The organism is Micromonospora sp. NPDC049048 (genome assembly GCF_043197615.1).
GTDB lineage: Bacteria > Actinomycetota > Actinomycetes > Mycobacteriales > Micromonosporaceae > Micromonospora.
The window spans coordinates 14,595-35,481 of the sequence record NZ_JBICTM010000002.1 but is presented as its reverse complement, the minus strand read 5'-3'; the positions used below and the strand labels follow the sequence as shown (position 1 = coordinate 35,481).

Genomic DNA, 20,887 nt, shown 5'->3' with positions numbered 1-20,887 from the left:
CGGCGTCGATCATGCACTCATGGTGCCCGATCTGCCCGGTCCTGCTCTGTCTCGTCCGCCACCACAACTCCATGATCGACGCGCGAAGTGGGCGGGGGAGCGGGTGGGGGTTGGAGGGTCTGGGGGGTCTGGGGGCGGGAGGTGGCGTGGAGGCGGAGGGCGCCGGCGGCGGTGGCTCCGGCGCCCGCGATGAGGATCAGGGCGATCAGGACGCGGGCGGTCGTCGCCGGCCAGGGCACGGGGGCGACGGCGCGGGCGAAGACGGCGGCGTTGGCCACCCCGGCGAAGAGCGCCAGGCAGGCCCCGGCCAGCGCCAGCGCGAAGTCGGCGGCCGGCCGACGGGCCAGCGCGAAGACCCCGGCGGCGATGGCGCCGAGCCCGGTGAGCAGCGCCCAGACCTGCCCGCCGAGCAGGCCGATCAGCACCCCGCCCAAGCCCCGCGCGCCGGCGTCCAACTCCCGGCCCACCGTGAACACGACGGCGGCCACCCCGCCGAGCACCAGCAGCCCGCCGAGCCCGGCCAGCGCCCGCGTACCCGGCCGCGACCGCGCCGGCAACAACCCGAGCGCCCCCACGGCCAGCAGCCCGACCGTGGCGACCACCCACCAGACGTACGCGTCCGGCGGCGGCACCCAGTCGAGGGTGCCGCGGATCTCCCCGGTCTCGGTGCCGGTGCGCAGCGGCACCGTCCAGTCCCGCACCCGGTGCTCCCGGTCGGGGGCGGCACGCACCTGCGGCGGCGGGGCCGACTCCCGCCAGAGCACCCGCTGGTCGTGCCAGCGCACCGTGGCGGAGCCGTCGAGCCGCCGCCAGTCCGGCGCGGCGGCCGGGTCCGCCTCGGCGGGCAGCCGGGTCTCCCCGGCGATGGTCCGGTTCAGGTACGTGGCGGGGGAGCGGACGTTCTCGTACACGCCGTCGGGCCCGACCCGCAGGTAGGGCTCGCCGGAGTAGCCGAGCACCTCGACGGGCTGGTCGCCGGTGTTGGTCAGCTCCAGCCGGGCGCCCGCCTCGATCACCCGTACGCTCAGCCCCGGCCGGGCCGGGGTGACGGCACTGACCTCGGCGCGGTAGTCGGTGCCGTCGGGGGCGTCCGCCCCGTGCGCGGCGGCCGGGCCGGCGAGCGCGACAGTCGCGGTCAGCGCGCCGACGAGCACCAGGCCGGCGCGGGTCACCAGATTGCGGATGATCACCTGCTGGCCGCCTCCACCGCCGCCTTGATCCCCTCCGGGCTGCGGTCGGCGATCTGCTCGCCGTCGACCAGGATCGTCGGGGTGCCGGTGATGTTGGCCTTGCTGGCCTCCTGCGTCACGTGCTCGGTCCACGGCTTGAAGGTGCCCTCCCGTACGCAGGAGGCGAAGCCGTCCCGGTCGATGCCGACGCCGGCCGCGATGTCGACCAGTTCCGCGTCGCTGAGCCCCGCGCCGCCCTCCGGCGGCTGCCGGTCGAACAGCGCCTTGGCGTACTCACGGTACCGGCCGCCCTCCGCCGCGCAGCCGGAGGCGGCCGACGACCGGGTCGAGTACTGGGTGCTGGAGAAGCGGTTCAGGTAGGCCACCGGGTGGTGGACGACCCGGATCTTGCCCTCGCTGATGAGCTGGTCGATGGTCGGGCCGCTGGTCTGCTCGAACTGCTTGCAGGCCGGGCAGAGGAAGTCCTCGTAGATGTCGACGGTGACCGGGCCGGAGCCGGAGACGACCCCGGTGCCGGCCTCGGTCGAGCCGGTCGGCGCCGTGAAGTCGTCGGAGCGCTGGCTGGAGTAGACGCTCCAGCCGATGAGGCCGGCGACGACCAGGACGGCCACGGCGGCCACGGAGATCCAGAGCGTCCGCTTGCGCCGCTGTTCCCGGGCCAACTGCTCGCGGACCACCCGGGCCGCGTCCTTCTGCCCCTTGCGACTACTCATCCTCGTCCTCCACGGATGCGTCCCCCGCCAGCCAGCCGTCGACCGAGACGGGGGTGCGGGGCCAGATCAGCAGGAACCCGGCCAGCGCCAGGAATCCCAGGTCCCGGAGGATCTCCGGGAGGTAGCTCGGACTCTGGCCCTCGGCGAGCTGCCCGCCGGTGCCGAAGCAGCCGCAGTCGATGGCGAGGCCCCGGCTCCAGGCCGAGACGATGCCGACGATGAAGACCACCAGCAGCGCCGCGGAGACCCCGGCGGAGAGCCGGGTGGCCAGGCCGAGGAGCAGCAGCAGGCCCAGGGCCAGCTCGACGAAGGGCAGCGCCGCGCCGATCACCGTCGTGAGGTCGTACGGCATGACCTGGTACGCGTTGACGGCGCGGCCGGAGGCGGCCAGGTCACCGACCTTGCTGCCGCCCGCGACCAGCCACACGGCGGCCAGGCCCAGCCGGACGGCGACGCCCAGCCAGGGGCGGACGACGGGCCAGCGGGCGGCCCGGGCGTGCGGTGCGGTCACGATCATTGGTCGTCCCGTCCCCGGCGGAAGTTCCCGGTCATTCGGCGAGGGCGTCGCCGACCGCCTCGACGAGGTCGTTGCGGGCCCGGGCCACCCGGGAGCGGATGGTGCCCACCGGCACGTTCTCCACGGCGGCGGCCTCGGCGTACGACAGGCCGAGCAGTTGGGTGAGCACGAACGCCGCGCGTCGCTCGGCGGGCAGCCGGCGCACCAGGTCGGCGGCGCCGAACTGGCCGACCGGGTCGGGGTGCGGCCGGTCGGTCCAGGCGTGGGCGGCGAGCCGCTCGCGCAGCCGGCGGCGACGGACGACCGTACGCAGGTGGTCGGCGCAGGCCCGGCGGGCGATGCCCAGCAGCCAGGTGCGCGCGCTGGAGCGACCCTCGAACGCCGGCAGCGCCCGGAACGCCCGCAGGTAGGTCTCCTGGGTCAGGTCGTCGGCGCTGTCCGGATCGACCACCGCGGCGGTGAAGCGCCACACCTCGGCCTGGGTCAGCCGGACGAACGCGGCCTGGGCGACCGGGTCCCCGTCGCGGGCGGCGAGGGCCCACTCGGTCGCCGACTCCCGCGCGGCGGCGCCTGCGGCACCGGTCGGACTGGCGGCGGGGGTCTCGCGCGGGGCGGGGATCACGACAGTCCAGGTTACGCGGCGGGGACGGGCCCGGGAGGGTCCTTCGGCCCTTCCATGGCCTGCGCCACCTCGGGAACTATTCGGGTGCGCCGCACGACTATCCCCACATGACATGCGACGACGTACGCGCGGCGCTGTCGGCGCGGCTGGACGGCGAGGATCCGCTGGCGGCGCCGGCGGTGCTGGACGCGCACGCGGAGAGCTGCCCCGGCTGCCGGGCCTGGCTGGCCCGGGCCGAGCAGGTGACCCGCCTGGTCCGGGTGCGGGCGGTGGCCGTGCCGGACCTGACCGCGTCGGTGCTGGCGGCGGTCGCCGCCGATCCGCTGGCGCCCGGGCGGGCCCGCGCGGCGGCCCGTACGGCCCGCCGGCAGGTGCTGCGGGTGGCGGTTGCGGTGGCCGCGGTCGCCCAGCTGTCGATCGCCCTGCCGGTGCTGCTCGCCGGGCTGGGCGTGACCGTCGACCCGCACACCAGCCGCGAGATGGCCTCCTTCGACGTGGCGCTGGCCGTCGGCTTCGCGCTGGCCGCGTGGCGGCCCGAGCGGGCCCGCGCGTTCGTGCCGGTGGCGCTGGTGCTGGCGGTCTGCCTGGCCGGCACCAGCGCGGTGGACATCGCGAACTCGACGACGGCCCTGGTGCACGAGGTCGGCCACCTGGCCGCCGTGGTGCAGGCGGGGCTGCTGTGGGCGCTGGGCCGGGTCAGCGACGAGCCGGACCGGCGGCCGTCGGCGGCACTCCTGGCCCGTCATGGCTGACGCCGCACCGACCGGGCCGGCCGGGTCGGTTCCGGCGGTTCCGGCGGTGCCGGCGGTGCCGGGCGTGGCCCGAGTCGCGGATGTGCGGTGGATGCCGGTGATGACTGGCGTGGCCGGGGTCACGCCGGTGGGGCGGCGTGCGGGATTCCGGCGCATGGTTGGAGTCGCGCCGGAGCGGTCGGATTCGAGAGCATTGCCGGCATGAGTGTCGCCAACCGCCGCTGGAGCGCCCGGCTGATCGCCACCGCCGGCCTGCTGGTCACCGTCGTCGCCCTGCTGATCGCCCCCGCCGGCCCCGCCCGTGCCCACGCGGTGCTGGTGAGCAGCAGTCCCATCGCCTCGGCGGTGGTGTCGAACGGGCCGGCGGAGGTCGTGCTGACGTTCAGCGAGTCCGTACGCAAGGTGCCGGGCAAGATCCGGGTGATCGCGCCGGACGGCTCCCGCGCGGACCGGGGCGAACCCGCCTTCGAGGGCACCGTGGTCACCATCCCGGTCGATCCTGCCGGAGAGCGCGGCACCTACCTGGTCAGCTACCGGGTGATCTCCGCCGACAGCCACCCCGTCTCGGGCGCGTTCACCTACTCCGTCGGCGCCCCCTCGACGCCGCCGGTCGACAGCGGCGACGACAGCCGGGCCGACCCGGTCGTCGGCAACGCGGTCAAGGTGGCCAAGTACGCCGGCTACACCGGCCTGCTGCTGCTGGTCGGCCCGGCGCTGGTGCTCGCCGCGCTCTGGCCCCGGCGACTGCCGAGGCGGGGACCGGCGCGGCTGGCCTGGGCGGGGCTCGGCCTGCTGGCGGTCGCCACGGTGGCGAACCTCCTGCTCCAGGTGCCCTACACCGCCGGCGGCGGCGTGTTCGACGTGACCGGCGAGGGGCTGAGCGAGGTGCTGGGCAGCTCCTTCGGCGCCGCGCACCTGGTCCGGCTGGGCCTGTTGGCCGCGGCGGCGTTCCTGCTCCGGCCCCTGATGGCGGGGCCGGTCGAGCGGAGCGACCTGGTCATCCTGGGCGTGCTCGGGGCGGCGGCGCTGGTGACCTGGCCGCTGGCCGGGCACCCGGCGGCCTCGCCCGCCCCGGCGGTCTCCGTGGTCGTCGACGCCGTCCACCTCGGCGGCATGGCGGTCTGGCTGGGCGGGCTGGTGATGCTCGCCGTCTTCCTGCTGCGCCGGGCCGACGAGCGGGAGCTGGGCGCGATCCTGCCGATCTGGTCGCGCTGGGCGGCGCTGGCCGTCTCGGCGCTGCTGCTCGCCGGCATCGTCCAGGCGTTGATCGAGGTGGCCACCCCGCGCGCGTTGGTCGACACCACCTACGGGCGGCTGGTGCTGGCCAAGATCGGGCTCTTCGTGCTGGTGATCGCGGTGGCCGCGTACTCCCGGCAGTTGGTGCGCCGGCGCACCGCCGCCGGCCGGCCGACGCCGATGCGGCGGGCGGTCTGGGCGGAGCTGGCGATCACGGCGGTGGTCCTCGGCCTGTCCGCGGTCCTGGTGCAGACCACCCCGGCCCGCACCGCCGGCGCCGACGTGGCCGGCGCGACGGACGGCTACTTCTCCACGACGCTGACCAGCCCGAACTATTCCCTCCAGGTCGAGCTGGACCCGGCCCGGCGGGGCAACAACACCGTGCACTTCTACGCGTACACGAAGGACAACCGGCCCCAGCCGGTGGTGGAGTGGCGGGCCACGGCCGCCCTGCCGGCGGCGGGGATCGAGGCGATCCAGGTCCCGCTGCTGCCGCTGACCGACAACCACGCCACCGGAGAGATCAACTTCCCGGCGGCGGGCGAGTGGCAGTTGCGCATCACCGTCCGCACGTCGGACATCGACCAGGCCACGGTGACCGCCACCGTGCCGATCAGGTAACAGGAAGGCTCGCACCATGATCCGTCACCGGCGTACCGCAAGCGCCGCCGCGGCCCTGGCGCTCGGCGCCGTCGCCACCGCCGTCTTCGGCTTCGCGGCGCCCGCCTCGGCCCACGTCACGGTCAACCCGCAGGAGGCGACCCAGGGCGGCTACGGCCGGTTCGCCTTCCGGGTGCCGAACGAGAGCGACACGGCCTCCACCACCAAGGTGGAGGTGGTGCTGCCGGAGAACGCGCCCGTCGGCTCCGTGTCGACCATGCCCGTGCCCGGCTGGACGGTGGCGGTGGAGAAGCGCAAGGTGGACCCGCCGGTCGAGGTGCACGGCAGCCAGCTCAGCGAGGTCGTCTCCAAGCTCACCTGGACGGCCACCGGGGACGCGGGCGTCAAGCCCGGCCAGTTCCAGGAGTTCCCGGTGTCGATGGGGCCGCTGCCGCAGGTCGACACGATGGTCTTCAAGACGTTGCAGACCTACTCCGACGGCAACGTGCAGCGGTGGATCGAGGAGCCGGTCCCCGGCGCCGAGGAGCCGGAGAACCCCGCCCCGGTGCTCACGCTGAAGGCGGCCTCGCCGTCGACCGCCCCCACCGGCGCCGCCGCGCCGCAGGCCGACGACGACGATGACGACGCCGAGAGCGATTCCGTGGCCACCGGGCTCGCGGTCGCGGGCCTGGTCGCCGGCGTGGGCGGCCTGGTGCTCGGCGGCCTCGCGTTCTCGCGTACGCGGCGGGCGCCGACGTCGCAGGAGTGACCCGTACCGCTGGCCGGCCCGTCGGACGTTCCGGCGGGCCGGCTGCTTTCCGGGCCCGTGCCGTGGATATCCGCTGATCAGCCGCCCCACGTCGGTAAGGTCGGCCGGGTATCCGGCTACGGAGGGGGACAAGGCGAATGCGCAACGTGCGGGTGCTCGCCGCCATGCTGCTGCTGACGGTCGGGATCACGGCGCTGCTCGCCGGCGGGGCGCTCGCGCTGCTCGCCCGGCAGGCCGACCCCGGGGGTGCCTTCAGCGCCCGGTTCGAGACCGTGCAGACGCCGGGCCACGCGATCGTCGTCCGCGACGTCGACGAGCTGCTGCGGACCGAGGCGCCGTTCGCCCGCGCCGGGCAGACCCGGCTCCGGCTGGACGCGCGGACGCCCGACGGCCCGGCCTTCGTCGGGCTGGCCCCCGCCGACGAGGTGCGGCGCTGGCTCGACCCGGTGCCGCACGCCGAGGTACGCCGGGTGGCGCTGGCCCGCGGGCCGCTGCCGGTCCGGTTGCAGCCCGCCGGCGCCGCCCCGTCGGCCGTTCCCGCGCCGTCGACCGGTGCCGGGCCGTCCGCCGCGCCCGCACCGTCGGCCGTACCCGGGCCGATCGGGCAACCCTTCTGGGTACGCGAGGGGATCGGCGGGCTGGAGTGGACCCCGGCCGAGCTGGCCGACCGGGGGCTGAGCCTGGTCGTGATGCGCCCCGACGGCCGGGCCGACCTGAGCCTCGAACTGCGGGCGGGGCTGCGGGCCGGCTGGACCGCCCCGGCGACCACCGGGCTGCTGGTCGGCGGGGTGCTGGCCGTGGCGCTGGCCCTGCTCCTGCTGCGTCCGGTACGCCCCCGCGAGGTGGTCTTCGTGGTCGAGCCCGACCAGGTGCCGGTGCTCGCCGGACGCCTCGGCGTGACCTCGCTCAGCGGCCTCGGCGCGCAGCCGACCCGCGACAGCGACCGGTCCCACGTCGCCGGGCGTCAGCTCGCCTCGGTCGGCGCCGCCGCCCCGGTGACCGCACCGGCGCTCGGGCCGGTGCCCGCCCGCCGCCCCGCGACGCTCGCCGACCTCGCCGGGGACGATCCCGCGCCCCGGCAGCCCGAGGTGAACCTCACCCTGGCCTGGCCGCCCGCCGCGCCCGAGGAGACGGCGAACCCGGTCGACGCGCAGGGCCACCGCCCCGCCGCTCCCGACGCCGGCCCGCAGTCGCCCGAGAACCCGCGCTGACCCCGGCTCCGCCCGTCGCCTCGCCGGGCCGGCGGGTCGACCCCGGCTCCGGCCGAGCCCCCGTTCGGCCGGCGACTGGCCTCGGCTCCGCCCGGCGCACTCAAGCGGGACGGCGAACGGCCCTCCGCGCTGCCGACGCGGAGGGCCGCTCTCACCGGGGGATCGGTGCTACCTGAGAGACGCACGAGGTAGTTGCGACCAGATTAGCCACGATCAGGGCTGCTTGGGAAGACTGTCCAATTGACGCGACTTGCCGTTCTCGCGCCGCACCGGCAGGCCCACCAGCAGCAGCAGGCTCAGCAGCACGTACGTGTTGCGCACCAGGAACTCCCCCGGCGAGTCCGTACGCACCGGGGCGATCCCCCAGTCGTGGAAGGTCACCACCCCGTACACGACGAGGGCGGAGGTGCCGACGGCGAGCGCCATCAGCCGACGCCGCAGGCGGGCGCCCTCGCCGGTCGCGGGGTCGGCGCTCAGCGCGGCGTCCACCAGCACCACGACCGCCGGGATGAACCAGTAGATGTGGTGGGTCCAGGTGATGGGGCTGACCAGCGCACCGACCAGCCCGGTGAGGGCGAGTCCGGTGAGCGTGTCCCCCGCGCGGGCCGCCCGCGCGGCGCGCCACAGCCCGTACCCCGCGACGAGGGCGACCAGCAGCAGCCAGATCAGCTGGTTGGGCTTCTCCGGCGCGGTGATGCGGCTGAGCAGGCCGAACAGCGACTGGTTGCCGGTGTAGTCGGTGCGGCCGACCCGGTCGGTCGCCCACAGCTCGTGGGTCCAGAACCGCCACGAGTCGCGCGGCGCGACCGCCGCGGCGAGCAGGGTCGCCACCGCGGCCGTCACGCTCGCCACCACCGCCGCCCGCCACCGGCGGGTCGCCAGCAGGTACACGATGAAGATGCCCGGGAAGAGCTTGAGCGCCGTCGCCAGGCCGACGCCCACGCCGGCCCACCGGCTCGCCCGGGGTACGGCGAAGAGCAGGTCCGCCAGGATCAGTACGACCAGCAGCATGTTGATCTGACCGAAGGTGATCGTCTCGCGGGTGCTCTCGACGGCCAGCACGAGCAGGACCGCCACAGTGAGGCTGAACACACGCGGCAGCCCGTGCCTGGCGATCACCGGCGCGAGCAGCCACCGGGTGGTGACCACCACCGCCAGTCCCGTCAGGACCGTGAAGATCACCACCGTGGCGCCCAGCGGCAGCAGCGCGAACGGGCGCAGCAGCAGCGCGCTGAACGGCGGGTAGGTGAAGTAGAGCTCGCCCTGCACCCGGTCGGGCTGCGCGTAGTCGTAGAGCGGGTGCCCGGCCGACCACCAGTCCATCGCCCGCATGTAGATCTTCAGGTCGAAGAAGTCGTGCACCAGACCGGGCAGGTAGAGCGCCGGCAGCACGGCGGCCAGCGCCAACACGGCGACGAGCCGACGGACCGTACGGCCACCGGGATCGTCGTCGGTGACGGCGGGCGGTGCGGCGGGCTCTGCTGGCACGGGGGAAACCCTAGCGGTCACCGCCCGCCCCGGTGCGCGGGCGCGCGGCCGGGTGGGCTGCGCGTAGGCTGTCCCGGTGGCTGATCTTCTCGTCTGGATCGACTGTGAGATGACCGGGTTGGACCTCGGCAGGGACAAGCTGATCGAGGTCGCCGCGCTCGTCACCGATCCCGACCTCAACGTGCTCGGGGATGGCGTCGACGTGGTGATCCACGCCGACGAGGCGGCGCTGGAGGCGATGCCGGAGATCGTGGCGACGATGCACGCCAAGTCGGGGCTGACCGACGAGGTGCGGCGTTCGACCGTCACCCTCGCCGAGGCCGAGGACATGGTGCTGGAGTACGTCGCCAGCCACGTGAAGGACCCGCGCACCGCCCCGCTCTGCGGCAACTCGATCGCCACCGACCGGGGCTTCATCACCCGGGACATGCCGCGCCTCGACGCGCACCTGCACTACCGGATGATCGACGTCTCGTCGATCAAGGAGCTGTGCCGGCGCTGGTACCCCCGCGTCTACTTCGGCCAACCGCAGAAGGGCCTCGCGCACCGGGCCCTGGCGGACATCCGGGAGAGCATCCGGGAGCTGGAGTACTACCGGCGGACCGTCTTCGTGCCCCTGCCGGGCCCGGACGTGGAGACCGCGAAGGCGATCGCTGCCGGGCTCTGAGTCGGCCCGGCGGAACCCGCTGGACGTGGCGGGCGGGGGTGGGGCTATTATTGGTCCGCACCCCGCCCGGGGCGATCGACCGGGCGCGGATCCATCGGGTGTGAACGGCATGGTGGCTGTAGCTCAGTTGGCAGAGCACCGGGTTGTGGTCCCGGTTGTCGTGGGTTCAATTCCCATCAGTCACCCGGTTACCAGAAGGCCCCCTCCTCGCGGAGGGGGCCTTCGGCGTTGCGGGCTCAGGTGGTCGGCGTGACCGTGGGCTCGCCGCTCTGCTCCGGGGTGGCCCCGGGCTCCGGGGTGGCCTCGGTCGGCGGCTCGTACGGCAGGGCGCTGCCCTTGACGTACTGCTCCCAGCTCATGTTCCAGTCGGTCCAGCCGTTGCCGTTCTGCAGCCTGCGCTCGGTGCCCTTGACGGTGATCGGGTCGCCCACGCGGGTGTTGGCGAAGAGCCAGGCGCCGTTGGCCATCGAGACGTTCACGCAGCCGTGCGAGACGTTGACCCGGCCCTGCTGCCCCTCGGACCAGGGCGCGGCGTGGATGAACTCGCCGCCCCAGGTCAGCCGCTGGGCGTAGTCGATCTTCGTGCGGTAGCCCTCCTCGGGGCCCAGTTCCTCGAAGGTGTCGAAGACCGTCTTGCGCAGCTTCTCGATGACCACCATGGTGCCGCTGGACGACGGGGTGCTCTTCTTGCCGAGGCTGACCGGGATGGTCTTGATGACGGAGCCGTTCTTCGTCACCGTCATCCGCTTGGTCTTGTTGTCCACCGTCATGACCACCGCTGGGCCGATCTTGATGTCGACGCTGAGGTCCGCCCGGCCGTACCAGCCGTCGCCCAGCGGGAGGCCGCCGGCCTGGACCCGGTAGGAGACCTTGCTGTCCGCCTGCCAGAACTGCTTGGGGCGGTAGCGGATCTCGGTCGGGCTGACCCAGTGCCAGATCCCCTCCTGCGCCGGCGAGGAGGTGACCGTCATCCGGCTCTGCACGTCGTCGCGGTAGTCCTCGGGGATGGCCCGGCTGAACTTGACGATCAGCGGCATGCCGACGCCGACGACCTGGTCGTCGCCCAGGAAGCTGCTGATCCGCACCTGCTTGCCGGGCTTCGCCATGGTGGTGAACGTGCTGGTCGCCGTGGCCGGCTTGCCGTCGTCGCCGGTGGCGGTCACCGTCGCGGTGTACGTCTCGGCGTACTTCAACGCGCTGGCGGGCAGCCAGCTCTTCCCGTCGGCGGCCAGTTCGCCCTCGACGGCCGCACCGGCGGAGTCCTTCAGCTCGACGCTGGTCTGCTCGGCCTCCGTCGCGGTGAAGGTGATGCCGGTCGACGCGGGCACGTCCTTCGCGTCGGCCTTGGGCTCGACGATGGTGGCCGTCGCCTTCGGCGCGGCGGGCTGGCCGCCACCGTCCTGCCAGCCCGAGGGCTTGTCTCCGCCACCGCTGGTGCAGCCGGAAGCCAGCGCGAGCGTCACGGCGAGCACCCCCGCCGCGAGCCCGCGACGTCGGCCACCCCGCCGGCCGTCGTCGCGCCGGATCAGCTGGTTGTGGACAGCTCGCATGATTCCCTCACAGTTGTGGTCCCCGGTTGCCCATCGTCCCTCACTGACGCATCGGAACAGGTACCCGTTCCGCAGGGTGAACCGAAACACGCCGTACGGGATGTCCGGATGTTGATAAAATCCGCGGCCTTGCCGAATCCTGCTCGCCTCTGCCCGGTGGGCGCGGCTCCTGGCCCGGCCTGTCAGGCGCGCGCTTCCGCACCTGGCCGGGCGCTGGTTCCCGTGCGTCGTCGGCGTGTCGACCTGGACGTCGCGCGCCCAGGTCGTGGGCAAGTTCTGCCGCCGCGACCAGCAGCCGGGCGTCGCCGGCGCCCCGGCCGGACCGGGGCGAGGACGGCGACCGGCCCGCGGTCGCGGGCCGGTCGCCGGATCATCGGTGGGCCGTTCCTCAGAAGGCCGGCTTCTCGCCGGCCTCGGGCACGGGCACGGCGCTGCCCTTGACGAACTCGGACCAGCTCAGGCTCCACGCGGTCCAGCCGTTGCCCGGCGCCAGCCTGCGCTCGGTGCCCTTGATGGTGATCGGGTCGCCCACCTTGGTCTTCCCGAACAACCAGCGCGCGTTCGCCATGGAGACGTTGACGCAGCCGTGCGAGACGTTCTGCCGGCCCTGCACGTGCTCCGACCAGGGTGCCGCGTGGATGTACTCGCCGCCCCAGGTGAGTCGCTGGGCGAAGTCGATGTCCGTGACGTAGCGGTTCGCCGGGTCCGGATCGTCGCGGGTGTCGAAGACCGTCGACTCCTTCTTCTCCATGACGACCATCGTGCCGCTGGAGGAGGGGGTCTTCTTCTTGCCGAGGCTCACCGGCAGGGTGCGGACCACCTGGCCGTCCTCGTACACCGTCATCTGCTTGGTGGCGTTGTCCACCTTCATCTCGAAGGCCCGACCGATCTTGGCGGTCGCCGCCCGGTCGACGTTGCCGTAGCGGCCGTTGCTCAGCGGAATGCCGGCCAGCGCGATGCGGACGGTCAGGGTGGTGCCGGGCTTCCAGTACTCCGGCGCGCGGTAGTAGGCCTGGGTGCCGTTCTCCACCCAGTGCCAGGCGCCCGGCTGCGGCGGATCGGTCTGCACGAACATGCGCTTCTGCACCGCCGCCCGGTCCTTCTTCGGGATCCCCGGGTGGAACTCGGCGACCACCGGCATCGCCACGCCGTAGGTCTTGTCGTCGAAGAGGTAGAGACCGGAATTGATCACCGACTTGGGCTTCGCCATCGTCGTGAAGGTGCTCGTACCCTGGCTGGTCACTCCGTCGGGGCCGGTGGCGGTCACCGTGGCCGTGTAGCGGGTGCCGTACTTCAGCGGCTTCGACGGCACCCAGGACGAGCCGTCGGCGCGCAGGCGGCCCTCGACCTGGCTACCGTTGGCGGTCGTCAGCGTGACGCCGGACACCTTGCCGCCGCCGGGCACCTCGGCGCTGATCTCGGAGCTGACCGGCCTGTTCTTCCCCCCGTCGGCCGGGCTCACCGTCAACGGCGGGCCACTCGGTGCGGCCGGGGCGCTGCCGGGCTCCGCGCCCGTGGCGCCCGGTACGGCGGACGTGGTCGGCGCGGTGCCGCCGACGAACTCCGCGTTCTTCTTCTGCTCCGTGTCGCAGCCCGTCAAGGCCAGCGACGCCACCAGGCCGAGGACGCCCACCATCGCCCCGGCCCGCGCGAACATGCCCATCCCCACCTCTGTTCTCGCGTACCTGGCGCACATCGTGCCGCATGGACGCACCTTGTCCGCCCCCTGTCGTCGTCCGTCCGGGCAATTTGCCCCTGTCTGCCCGTTAAGCTCGACCGAAGGGGGGAGCCGGGTATCTGATTGGAACGGCGCTCGGAGGGCGTGCTAGTGTTCTCCCCGTTGCCAACGAGCGCCGCTAGCTCAACTGGCAGAGCAGCGGACTCTTAATCCGCGGGTTCGGGGTTCGAGTCCCTGGCGGCGCACCAGCAATAGAGGCTCCGGCCTGGTGGTTCACACCAGGTCGGGGCCTTTTTCGTGTACGCCGGTGGTGGGTGGTCCGCGCGGTGGGTGCTCGGGAGCCGTTGGACCCGTCCGGCATTGGCGGGGACCGGGTGCAGGCCTCGCGGACGGTCGCACACCACTGGCTCTTGCCCGGCATCGAGTCGATGGGCCCGTGCAGAGGGTCACCACGAATCGCACCGCCGCGACAACGCGTCTTCGATGAACCGTTCAGCGGTATCAGTGAGCAGACGGAATGCCCTGTTGATCCAAGGGGTGTTCCACGCTGGCGACTGACCGGACGATTACTGGTGCGGTCTGTGAGCTGCCCGCCTTTCGGATGGCGGCATCCGCACTGCGACTTCGCAGCTGGAAAGGGCTGGGCAAGTTCAGCCGCGGGGCGGCCTGCGACCCGGGAAGTTCCGTGCGGCCGCTCGGATTCTTGCGTCCGTCGACAATGCTAGCTTCGGACACTCGGTGGTCATCGGAGGGATCTGATCAAGTGGCGTTCTATGTTGAAGTACCCCTGCCCGACGGCTCGGTCGTGCTCGCTGAAGTGACCGAGCAGGTGGAGGGAGTTGTTTCAGCAGGTCGAGCGGGCGACGTCGTGGGTCGCGTGACCGAGTCGTTCGAGGAGTCCTTCGCCCGGTTCCGCACGATGGCCGCCGGGGTGGTCCGGCAGGCGTGGAACCAGGCCCACCCGCCCGAGCGGGTGGCCATCGAGATGGGTGTCAAGGTGACTGCCAAGGGCAAACTGGTGTTGGCCGAGACCGGGGTCGAGGGACAGTTGAAGGTCCTTTTCGAATGGCAACGGAGCGGAGTCACGCCGGGGGGATCGGCTGACGACGAGTGAGCCGACCCCCATCAGAGCAAGATCGCCTGCCCATGCTCGATGGCGTTTCCGCGTATCCGCTGCGTGCGTCGATCGTCCGTATCCTCGACGCGGACAGGAACGGCATGGGACTCGGCCTACTGGTCGGTCCCCGCGAGGTGGTGACGTGCGCCCATGTCGTAGCGCGAGCACTGGGACTGCCGGAACGGTTTCCCGAGGCGTCGGCCTCGGTGCCTGACGCCCCGGTTCTGCTGGAGTTCCCGCTCCTTACCAAGGACCGTATTCTCACCGCTCGGGTCGAGATCTGGCAGCCGATCGCCGAAGACGAATCAGGCGATGTGGCGGGACTGCGACTGTATGGCGCCCTGCCCGAGGGCGTCCATCCCACACCGTTGGCGCGCTCGGCCGAAGTCAGTGGCCACGGATTCGTGGCCTACGGCAGCTCCGCGCGGGACACGGTGGGCATCGGCACGTGGGTCGTCGGCGAGATTCGAGGCGTCGTCCGGCACGGCTGGCTTCAACTCGCACCCGACGCCACCGCAGACGCGCCACGGGTGGAGCCTGGGTTCAGCGGCACCCCACTCTGGGACCGCCACCGTGGGCAGGTCGTGGGCCTGGTGCGCGCGGTACGGCGACATCGCGGTGTGGCGGTCGAGGGATTCGCTCTGCCCGCTGACACGGTGCTCACCGCATGGCCACTGCTGGCCGACCGCGTCCGCGCCGCTTGTCCGTTCCGGATGCTCACACCGTTCGAAGAGTCCGACGCCGGCAACTTCCACGGACGCGAACGCCTGATCGACCGGACGGTCGCGGCCATCTCGGCCGGTCGCGTCTGCCTGGTGAGAGGCGCGTCCGGAGCCGGCAAGACGTCACTGCTGCACGCGGGCATCGTGCCCGCCCTGCGCGGACGGGACGGGTACCTTCCGGTCGTGGTTCGCCCGGCGGCCCGCAGCGATCCATGGCTGGCGCTCGCGTCGGCGATGGAGCGGCTGGTCGCCCCCGGGCGGGAGCCGGCGGAAGCGCTGGAGGCGGAGGGGAGGGTCGCCGCGTTACTCAGGGACGCACCGCCCGAGGACTACGTCCACGGGGTGCTCCACCGACTCCGGTACAGCTGCCTGGTTCTCATCATCGACCAGTTCGAGGAGTTGTCGGCGGCGGATCCGACGACCGCCCGGCGCTTCCTCGCCATGCTGGTGCGCCTGGCCGAGGTCGGCGCGTCCCAACGACCGCCGGACGTCCGGCTGGTCATCGCCTCGCGTACCGATGTGCTGGCCGACCTCACCGGCACGTCCCCGGACGGTGACGGCTCCGCGGCCGTGCAAGGGCTCGCCCGTGTGGCGCCCACCGTCATCGACGTCAACCCCATGGACACCGAGGAACTGCACCGGGTCGTGACCGAGCCGGTGCGCGCCGCCGGGACGGTGCGATACGAGCCGGCACTGGCCGAGCGGATCATCGCCGATCTACGCGACCAGCCGTACTGTCTTCCGGTTCTCCAGGCCACCCTGACGTACCTGTGGGAACGGCAGACCGCCGACGGACTGCTCACCCACGAGGCCTACCAGCAGAGCCAGCAGGGCGCCGGCCCGATCGCCCAGCACCTGGACGAGGTGTGGAGCCGTGACCTCGGTCCGCAGGAGCGCGAGCAGACGAGGCGTCTCGCTCTGCACCTGGCCCTGCCGCTCGAGGACGGTGGGCACGCCCGCCGCATCGCCCGCCGCGAAGAACTCGACGTGACCCAGTGGGAACTGGCCCAGGTGCTGGCCACCACCCGGATGCTGGTGCTCCGCGTCGCGGTGGACGGCAACGAGACAGTGGAATTCACGCACGACGCCCTGATGGCCCAGTGGCCCCGTCTGGCCGGGTGGCTGACCGAATCGCAAGAGTTGCTCCGGTGGCGCAGCGACGTGCGCCACCGGGTCCTCGCCTGGGCTGGTGGCACCGACGACCGACCCGCATTGCTCGAAGGCACCGAGCTACGCCGGGCCGAGGCGCTGATGAACGCGGATCACGGCGACCTCAGCGTGCCGGAGCGGGAGTTCGTCCTGGCGAGCACCCGCCTACGCCGCACCGCCCGGATGATGGTGGCCGCAGCCCTCACGGTCGTCCTGGTGCTGCTGTCCGGTGTGGTCGCCTCCACCGGCCTGTGGTGGTGGCGGGACCGGACGAGTAAGCAGCAGGCTGCGGCCGGGGCGGCCCACGGGCTACTGGAGCGCGCGTCGTTCACCCGGGGCGGGCGTACCGGCGCGCTGGTGGCGGCTGACGCGTTCACCCGGGCAGACACACCCAGGACCCGGGAGGCTCTGGCGGATGCCTACCGCAGCTACCGCTACGTACGGTCGGTGTCACCACCTGCGCGAAGCTGGCGCTCCGGACACGAGATGCTCACCACCAGCGCCAACCAGGAGGCCCAACTGGCCTACGACGGCGGCGGGGGCGGGGTCGAGGTGTGGCGGCTGGACACCCTGACCGCCGGCCGCCCGCCCCAGGCCGTCGTCCTGCCCACGAGGGCCAAGGCCGCTGCCATCAGTGGCGACGGGCGCACCGTCGCGACCCTGACCGACAACGTCATGACCCTGTGGGACGCGACCAACGGGAAGGCGGTGGCCCGGCGCCCGCTGGCCCGGCCGGTGGCGGACCTCTTCACCGACGGACCGGTCAGGCTCGCGCTCGACCACACCGGCACCAGCCTCGGGTACGTCGTGGGCGACACGGCAGGAGTGATCGACACTGCTACCGGCGCCGACCGAGGCGAGCGGTCCCGCCTGCCGGTGCAGCCACAGGCGCGGCACGGTGCGTCGCTCCGCCTCGGTCCGGACGGCCGCCTCGGCGTCGTCACGTACGACGACAGGAACGGCATCCGCTACGGACTCTTCCGGCCGTCCCAGGGGCCGGTGACCCCGATGGCAGCCGGCACCCAGGTCGTCGGCTCCCTTCCGGACGGCTCCGAGCTTGTGCTGTGCCGCCCCCGGAAAGGGCGCGGCGGCTCGGTCCAGCGGGTGGACTATCTGCTGCTCAACCTGGAGACAGGTCGTGAGCGGCCCCTGCTCGCCGACGTACCCAGATCCGTGGACCCGAGCTACTGTGCCTACGCCGCGGTGGATCTGGCACAAGGGTTCACTGCCCTGCTCGAGAACGGACCGTTCGAGGAAGGCGGCCAGCGCCTGCACCTGCTGGACGAGGCTGTCGAGATATGGGACCACCGCGCCCGCCGTCAGGTCGCCGCGTTCCCGGCACCCGTCAGCTACTTCGACGGCACCGACTCCCTCCTGCGGCTGCGGGCCGCCCCGGACGGCAGCGGCGTGTTGACCGTGAACAGCGACGGAGGGATCGCGGTGCTGGAGTTCCCCGCAGCCGACTCCGTCGACTTCGCACTGGCCTCCGCCCGAGCCGCCGCGTACGACCCGACGGACACGTTCGTCGTGGTGCAGGGGCAGGACGGGGTACTGAGCGTGTGGGACAGAGGTACCGGTCGACGACGGGCGGTGAGCACCGAGCGGGCGACGCCGGGCTGGGCCACCAGCTGGCAGCTGGGCAAGTCACTCGCCTTCACCGGCGACGGCACCCTGGTCGCCACCCCGGGGACCGCACCTGGCTCGCTCGCGCTGTGGGAGACCCGGACGATGCGGCGACTGGCGACGATCGCCGTGCCGCAATGCGCCGCCACGACCGCGCTTTCCGGTTACCTGCCCTCACTGAGCTGGGCCTATTCCGGGGCGACCCTGGTGGTCATCTGCAATGGAACGACCTCGGTGTGGGACGCCCGCACCGGCGCGCCACGCGGTGCACCGTTCCGGATCGCGGACAGCCACGTACTCGCGGTGCCCCATCCGACGCGGCCGGTGTTGTTCGTCCTGACGGGACCGGACAACTCCATCGAGACGTGGAACCTTGCCGCCGGCCGCCGGGAAGGGGGCTGGCAGCCGCTCGCTGATGATCGGGGGCGGTCAGCTTACGGCCTGGCCCTGCACCCGGACGGGAGCCGCCTGGCGATCACCTACAGCGACGGCCCGCTACTGCTGCAAAGCACGGATGGCGGCCGGGACACTCGACGCTTCGAGTTGAACGGGACCAACCCGCACTGGCTCGCGACGCCGGGCCGCATCGCGCTGTCCGCGGCGGGAGGCCTCGTGGTGCAGCGCACCGAGCCCGCGCCGTTGTGGGACAGGCTGCGTGGGAACGGAGCGGCGCAGGTCGTCCTGCCGGTGGCGGGTACCGCCGAGCAGCTCTCCCCGAAGGGCGGAGAGATGCTCGTGTCCTACGACAACGCCGGGTGGGGACGCGTCAGCGCCGATCCCCGGAGTTGGCACGAGCAGGTGTGCCGGACACACGGCGGGGTCACCGAGGTCGATCGGGAGGTGCTCGACCCTATCGGTGCCGGTTCGCCCTGTTGACCGACGGCCGGCCTGCCTACGCCACCTGTAGCGACTCGCGGGGTCGACCCGCAAGCGAACCCTCAGGCCGCAATGGCCGGGACCGGTGCCGGGCGTACGGTCGGCGTGTGCGTGGGATCCGACCCGGTGGCCGGCGGGCGGGCCCCCGCCGGCCACCGGGCCGGGGTCAGTGGGCCGGCTTGGGGGTGAGGACGAAGGCCAGGACCGCGGCGGCGACGGCGATGACGGCGCCGGTGGTGAAGCCGCGGGAGAAGCCTTCGGTGCTGGTGCCCGCGATGCTGGCCGCGGCCATGCTCGACACGACGGCCGCGCCGAGCGAGGCGCCGAACTCGTGGAAGGTGCTGACGATGCCGGACGCGAGACCGGCCTCGTGCGGCGCGACCTGACCGAGCGCGACGGCGGAGGCCACGACGAAGAGGACGCCGGTGCCGGAGGCGGCGACGCTGACCCCGACGACGAGGGCCAGGGTCCCGTCCACGACGGCGGGGACCGCCATGCCCGCCGCCGCGATGAGCAGGCCCAGGACGCCGAGCGTGCGCGCCCCGATCCGACCGATGACGCGGCCGGCGGCGTTCGCGCCGAGCATGGTGGTGATGGCCACGGGCAGGAAGAGCAGCCCGGTGCGCAGGGCGCCGTAGCCCTGGTAGTCCTGGAGGTAGAACGTGCCCAGGAAGAAGACGGTGATCATCAGCGCGGTCGCGACGAGGATCAGCAGCGCCCCCGTCGCCACCGGCCGGCGGAGCAGGAGCCGTACGTCCATCAGCGGGCTCGCGGCGAGGCGCTGGCGGACGACGAACGCCGCGTAGAGGGCCACGGCGGCCACCAGCAGCAGCACGATCGTCGGGTTGCCCCAGCCGACGTCGCCGGCGCGGATCAGCGCGTAGATGAGCGAGCCGGTGGCCGCCGTCACCAGCACCGCGCCGGGCACGTCGAGCCGGCCCGTCGCGCCCGTGGGCGCCTGGGGCGGGAGCTGCATCCGCAGGGCCAGCAGCAGGATGATCCCGACCGGCACGTTGACGAAGAACACCCACGGCCAGCCCGGGCCTGCGGTGAGCAGGCCACCGAGGAGGACGCCCAGGGCGGCGCCGCCGCCGCCGAGCGCCGACCAGATGCCGAGCGCCTTGTTGCGCTCGTCGCCGTCGAACGTCGTGACGACGAGGGACAACGCGGCGGGGGAGAGGATCGCCGCCGCGAGGCCCTGGCCGATGCGACCGCCCAGCAGCATGGGGCCGCTGGTCGCCAGCCCGGCGGTCAGGGACGCGACGCTGAACAGCAGGAGTCCCGCGAGGACGAGGCGCCGGGCGCCGAACAGGTCCGCGGCGCGGCCACCGAGCAGCAGCAGGCCGCCGAAGGTGAGGGTGTAGCCACTCACCACCCACGTCAGGGCTTCCCGGTCCATCCCCAGGTCCGCCCCCATGTGCGGCAGGGCGATCGCGACGACGGTGACGTCCAGGATCAGCATCAGCTGGGCGATGCCGACGAGGCCCAGGATCCGCCAGCGCCCGGGGTGCGGACCGGCTGGCGTGGGAGTTTCGGTTGCGGTCACAGGTTCCGCCATGGCTGCCAGGCTCCTCCGCGAAGTTGAACGGTAGTGTTCGAGTTACGGAGACACGTTAACTCATGCACCTCTGTTCGACTTAGGGGAAGTTCCATGACTCGCCCATCCGCCAGGCCGACCCGCCGCGCCGACGCCCAACACAACGTGGAGAGGATCCTGGAGGCGGCGGTGAACTGCCTGAGCCGGGACCCCGACGCCAGCGTCAGCGAGATCGCGCAGGCGGCGGGGGTCGGCCGGGTGACCCTCTACGGCCACTTCCCGTCGCGCGACGCCCTGGTCGAGGCGGCGCTGACCCGGGTGCTGGCCGAGGGCGAGGAACTCCTGGCGGGCCTCGACCTGACCGGCGATCCGCGCGATGCGCTGCGCGTCCTGATCCGGTCGAGCTGGCTGCTGATCGCCCAGTCGAGCGCCGTGCTGGAGGCGGCGCAGGCGTCGCTGCCGCCCGGGCGCGTACACGAGCTGCACGCCGAGCCGGCGCGTCGCGTCGACCAGCTGATCCGCCGGGGCCAGGCCGAGGGGGTGTTCCGGGTCGACCTCCCGGCCAGCTGGTTGACCAGCGTCCTCTACCAGATCATGAAGGGCGCCGCCGTCGACGTGGCCAGCGGACAGGTGGACCGGGCGGACGCCCCGCGCCTCATCTCCGAGACGGTCCTCGCCGCCTACCGCGTCGACGGATAGCGGACGCCCGCACGCGGCCCGGTGGCCCCGGGGCCGGGCCGCAGGCTTGGACCGGCCCGCTGGACGTGGACCGGCTCGTTGGATACGGACCGGCCCGTTGGACGTGGACCGGCCGCCGGCTTGGCCGGGGCGGGGCTCGGGGCCGGACGCCGGGGCTGGGCCTCCACCCGG

Annotated in this window: 16 protein-coding genes and 2 tRNA genes; 10 read left to right on the top strand and 8 right to left on the bottom strand. The window is 73.0% G+C overall.

The window, feature by feature from the left end; genetic code table 11:
- Positions 1 to 17: 17 nt before the first annotated feature.
- The 4 genes from ACGFIG_RS05530 to ACGFIG_RS05515 are packed head-to-tail and all read right to left on the bottom strand — an operon-like array spanning position 18 to position 3,042.
- A complete protein-coding gene (locus ACGFIG_RS05530; protein WP_392999535.1) occupies positions 18 to 1,190 on the bottom strand; it encodes a hypothetical protein in 1,173 nt (390 codons plus the stop codon).
- On the bottom strand, positions 1,187 to 1,903 hold the full coding sequence (locus ACGFIG_RS05525) for a DsbA family protein (protein WP_392999533.1): 717 nt from the start codon (positions 1,901 to 1,903) through the stop codon (positions 1,187 to 1,189). The genes ACGFIG_RS05530 and ACGFIG_RS05525 overlap by 4 nt, the downstream gene beginning before the upstream one ends.
- Positions 1,896 to 2,420 (bottom strand): MauE/DoxX family redox-associated membrane protein, encoded by a 525-nt coding sequence (locus ACGFIG_RS05520; protein ID WP_392999531.1) that lies wholly within the window; start codon positions 2,418 to 2,420, stop codon positions 1,896 to 1,898. The genes ACGFIG_RS05525 and ACGFIG_RS05520 overlap by 8 nt, the downstream gene beginning before the upstream one ends.
- Positions 2,421 to 2,451: 31 nt before the next feature.
- Positions 2,452 to 3,042: a sigma factor-like helix-turn-helix DNA-binding protein gene (locus tag ACGFIG_RS05515; RefSeq protein WP_392999529.1), complete on the bottom strand. Its 591-nt coding sequence runs from the start codon at positions 3,040 to 3,042 to the stop codon at positions 2,452 to 2,454.
- Positions 3,043 to 3,149: 107 nt separating this feature from the next.
- On the opposite strand from ACGFIG_RS05515, the gene ACGFIG_RS05510 reads away from it, so the two are divergent.
- The 4 genes from ACGFIG_RS05510 (at position 3,150) to ACGFIG_RS05495 (ending at position 7,610) form a co-directional block, all read left to right on the top strand.
- Complete coding sequence (locus tag ACGFIG_RS05510; protein ID WP_392999527.1) at positions 3,150 to 3,794, top strand: zf-HC2 domain-containing protein; 645 nt, start codon at positions 3,150 to 3,152, stop codon at positions 3,792 to 3,794.
- 192 nt (positions 3,795 to 3,986) lie between these two features.
- Positions 3,987 to 5,651, top strand: a complete 1,665-nt coding sequence (locus tag ACGFIG_RS05505; RefSeq protein ID WP_393001317.1) for a copper resistance CopC/CopD family protein — start codon at positions 3,987 to 3,989, stop codon at positions 5,649 to 5,651.
- 16 nt (positions 5,652 to 5,667) lie between these two features.
- Positions 5,668 to 6,399 carry a YcnI family protein gene (locus ACGFIG_RS05500; RefSeq protein ID WP_392999525.1) on the top strand — a complete coding sequence of 244 codons (732 nt, stop codon included), beginning with the start codon at positions 5,668 to 5,670 and terminating at the stop codon, positions 6,397 to 6,399.
- A gap of 137 nt (positions 6,400 to 6,536) precedes the next feature.
- On the top strand, positions 6,537 to 7,610 hold the full coding sequence (locus tag ACGFIG_RS05495; RefSeq protein ID WP_392999523.1) for a hypothetical protein: 1,074 nt from the start codon (positions 6,537 to 6,539) through the stop codon (positions 7,608 to 7,610).
- A 213-nt stretch (positions 7,611 to 7,823) separates the two neighbouring features.
- On the opposite strand, the gene ACGFIG_RS05490 is transcribed toward ACGFIG_RS05495, so the two are convergent.
- On the bottom strand, positions 7,824 to 9,098 hold the full coding sequence (locus ACGFIG_RS05490; protein ID WP_392999521.1) for a glycosyltransferase 87 family protein: 1,275 nt from the start codon (positions 9,096 to 9,098) through the stop codon (positions 7,824 to 7,826).
- 76 nt (positions 9,099 to 9,174) lie between these two features.
- On the opposite strand from ACGFIG_RS05490, the gene orn reads away from it, so the two are divergent.
- A complete protein-coding gene (gene orn / locus ACGFIG_RS05485) occupies positions 9,175 to 9,765 on the top strand; it encodes an oligoribonuclease (protein ID WP_392999519.1) in 591 nt (196 codons plus the stop codon).
- A gap of 112 nt (positions 9,766 to 9,877) precedes the next feature.
- A tRNA-His gene (locus ACGFIG_RS05480) sits at positions 9,878 to 9,950 on the top strand.
- A 51-nt stretch (positions 9,951 to 10,001) separates the two neighbouring features.
- On the opposite strand, the gene ACGFIG_RS05475 is transcribed toward ACGFIG_RS05480, so the two are convergent.
- Both ACGFIG_RS05475 and ACGFIG_RS05470 read right to left on the bottom strand, forming a co-directional pair.
- On the bottom strand, positions 10,002 to 11,315 hold the full coding sequence (locus tag ACGFIG_RS05475) for an Ig-like domain-containing protein (RefSeq protein WP_392999517.1): 1,314 nt from the start codon (positions 11,313 to 11,315) through the stop codon (positions 10,002 to 10,004).
- A 388-nt stretch (positions 11,316 to 11,703) separates the two neighbouring features.
- The gene (locus tag ACGFIG_RS05470) at positions 11,704 to 12,978 is read right to left on the bottom strand and encodes an Ig-like domain-containing protein (RefSeq protein WP_392999515.1); all 1,275 of its coding nucleotides are present in this window, start codon (positions 12,976 to 12,978) and stop codon (positions 11,704 to 11,706) included.
- A 187-nt stretch (positions 12,979 to 13,165) separates the two neighbouring features.
- On the opposite strand from ACGFIG_RS05470, the gene ACGFIG_RS05465 reads away from it, so the two are divergent.
- The 3 genes from ACGFIG_RS05465 (at position 13,166) to ACGFIG_RS05455 (ending at position 18,480) form a co-directional block, all read left to right on the top strand.
- Positions 13,166 to 13,241, top strand: a tRNA-Lys gene (locus ACGFIG_RS05465).
- A 515-nt stretch (positions 13,242 to 13,756) separates the two neighbouring features.
- Positions 13,757 to 14,107, top strand: a complete 351-nt coding sequence (locus ACGFIG_RS05460; RefSeq protein ID WP_392999513.1) for a CU044_2847 family protein — start codon at positions 13,757 to 13,759, stop codon at positions 14,105 to 14,107.
- A 32-nt stretch (positions 14,108 to 14,139) separates the two neighbouring features.
- Positions 14,140 to 18,480: a trypsin-like peptidase domain-containing protein gene (locus ACGFIG_RS05455; RefSeq protein ID WP_392999511.1), complete on the top strand. Its 4,341-nt coding sequence runs from the start codon at positions 14,140 to 14,142 to the stop codon at positions 18,478 to 18,480.
- 166 nt (positions 18,481 to 18,646) lie between these two features.
- On the opposite strand, the gene ACGFIG_RS05450 is transcribed toward ACGFIG_RS05455, so the two are convergent.
- Complete coding sequence (locus ACGFIG_RS05450) at positions 18,647 to 20,038, bottom strand: MFS transporter (RefSeq protein WP_392999509.1); 1,392 nt, start codon at positions 20,036 to 20,038, stop codon at positions 18,647 to 18,649.
- Positions 20,039 to 20,131: 93 nt separating this feature from the next.
- Here ACGFIG_RS05450 and ACGFIG_RS05445 point away from each other — a divergent pair, with 93 nt between their 5' ends.
- The gene (locus ACGFIG_RS05445) at positions 20,132 to 20,716 is read left to right on the top strand and encodes a TetR/AcrR family transcriptional regulator (RefSeq protein ID WP_392999507.1); all 585 of its coding nucleotides are present in this window, start codon (positions 20,132 to 20,134) and stop codon (positions 20,714 to 20,716) included.
- The last annotated feature ends 171 nt before the right edge of the window (positions 20,717 to 20,887 follow it).

Excerpts from the sequence above, each read along its gene's own strand:
- ACGFIG_RS05475 (WP_392999517.1), bottom strand. The coding sequence starts at position 11,315 with ATGCGAGCTGTCCACAACCAGCTGATCCGGCGCGACGACGGCCGGCGG.
- ACGFIG_RS05510 (WP_392999527.1), top strand. The coding sequence starts at position 3,150 with ATGACATGCGACGACGTACGCGCGGCGCTGTCGGCGCGGCTGGACGGC.
- ACGFIG_RS05495 (WP_392999523.1), top strand. The coding sequence starts at position 6,537 with ATGCGCAACGTGCGGGTGCTCGCCGCCATGCTGCTGCTGACGGTCGGG.
- ACGFIG_RS05470 (WP_392999515.1), bottom strand. The coding sequence starts at position 12,978 with ATGGGCATGTTCGCGCGGGCCGGGGCGATGGTGGGCGTCCTCGGCCTG.
- ACGFIG_RS05500 (WP_392999525.1), top strand. The coding sequence starts at position 5,668 with ATGATCCGTCACCGGCGTACCGCAAGCGCCGCCGCGGCCCTGGCGCTC.
- ACGFIG_RS05525 (WP_392999533.1), bottom strand. The coding sequence starts at position 1,903 with ATGAGTAGTCGCAAGGGGCAGAAGGACGCGGCCCGGGTGGTCCGCGAG.
- ACGFIG_RS05455 (WP_392999511.1), top strand. The coding sequence starts at position 14,140 with ATGCTCGATGGCGTTTCCGCGTATCCGCTGCGTGCGTCGATCGTCCGT.
- ACGFIG_RS05445 (WP_392999507.1), top strand. The coding sequence starts at position 20,132 with ATGACTCGCCCATCCGCCAGGCCGACCCGCCGCGCCGACGCCCAACAC.
- ACGFIG_RS05450 (WP_392999509.1), bottom strand. The coding sequence starts at position 20,038 with ATGGCGGAACCTGTGACCGCAACCGAAACTCCCACGCCAGCCGGTCCG.
- ACGFIG_RS05520 (WP_392999531.1), bottom strand. The coding sequence starts at position 2,420 with ATGATCGTGACCGCACCGCACGCCCGGGCCGCCCGCTGGCCCGTCGTC.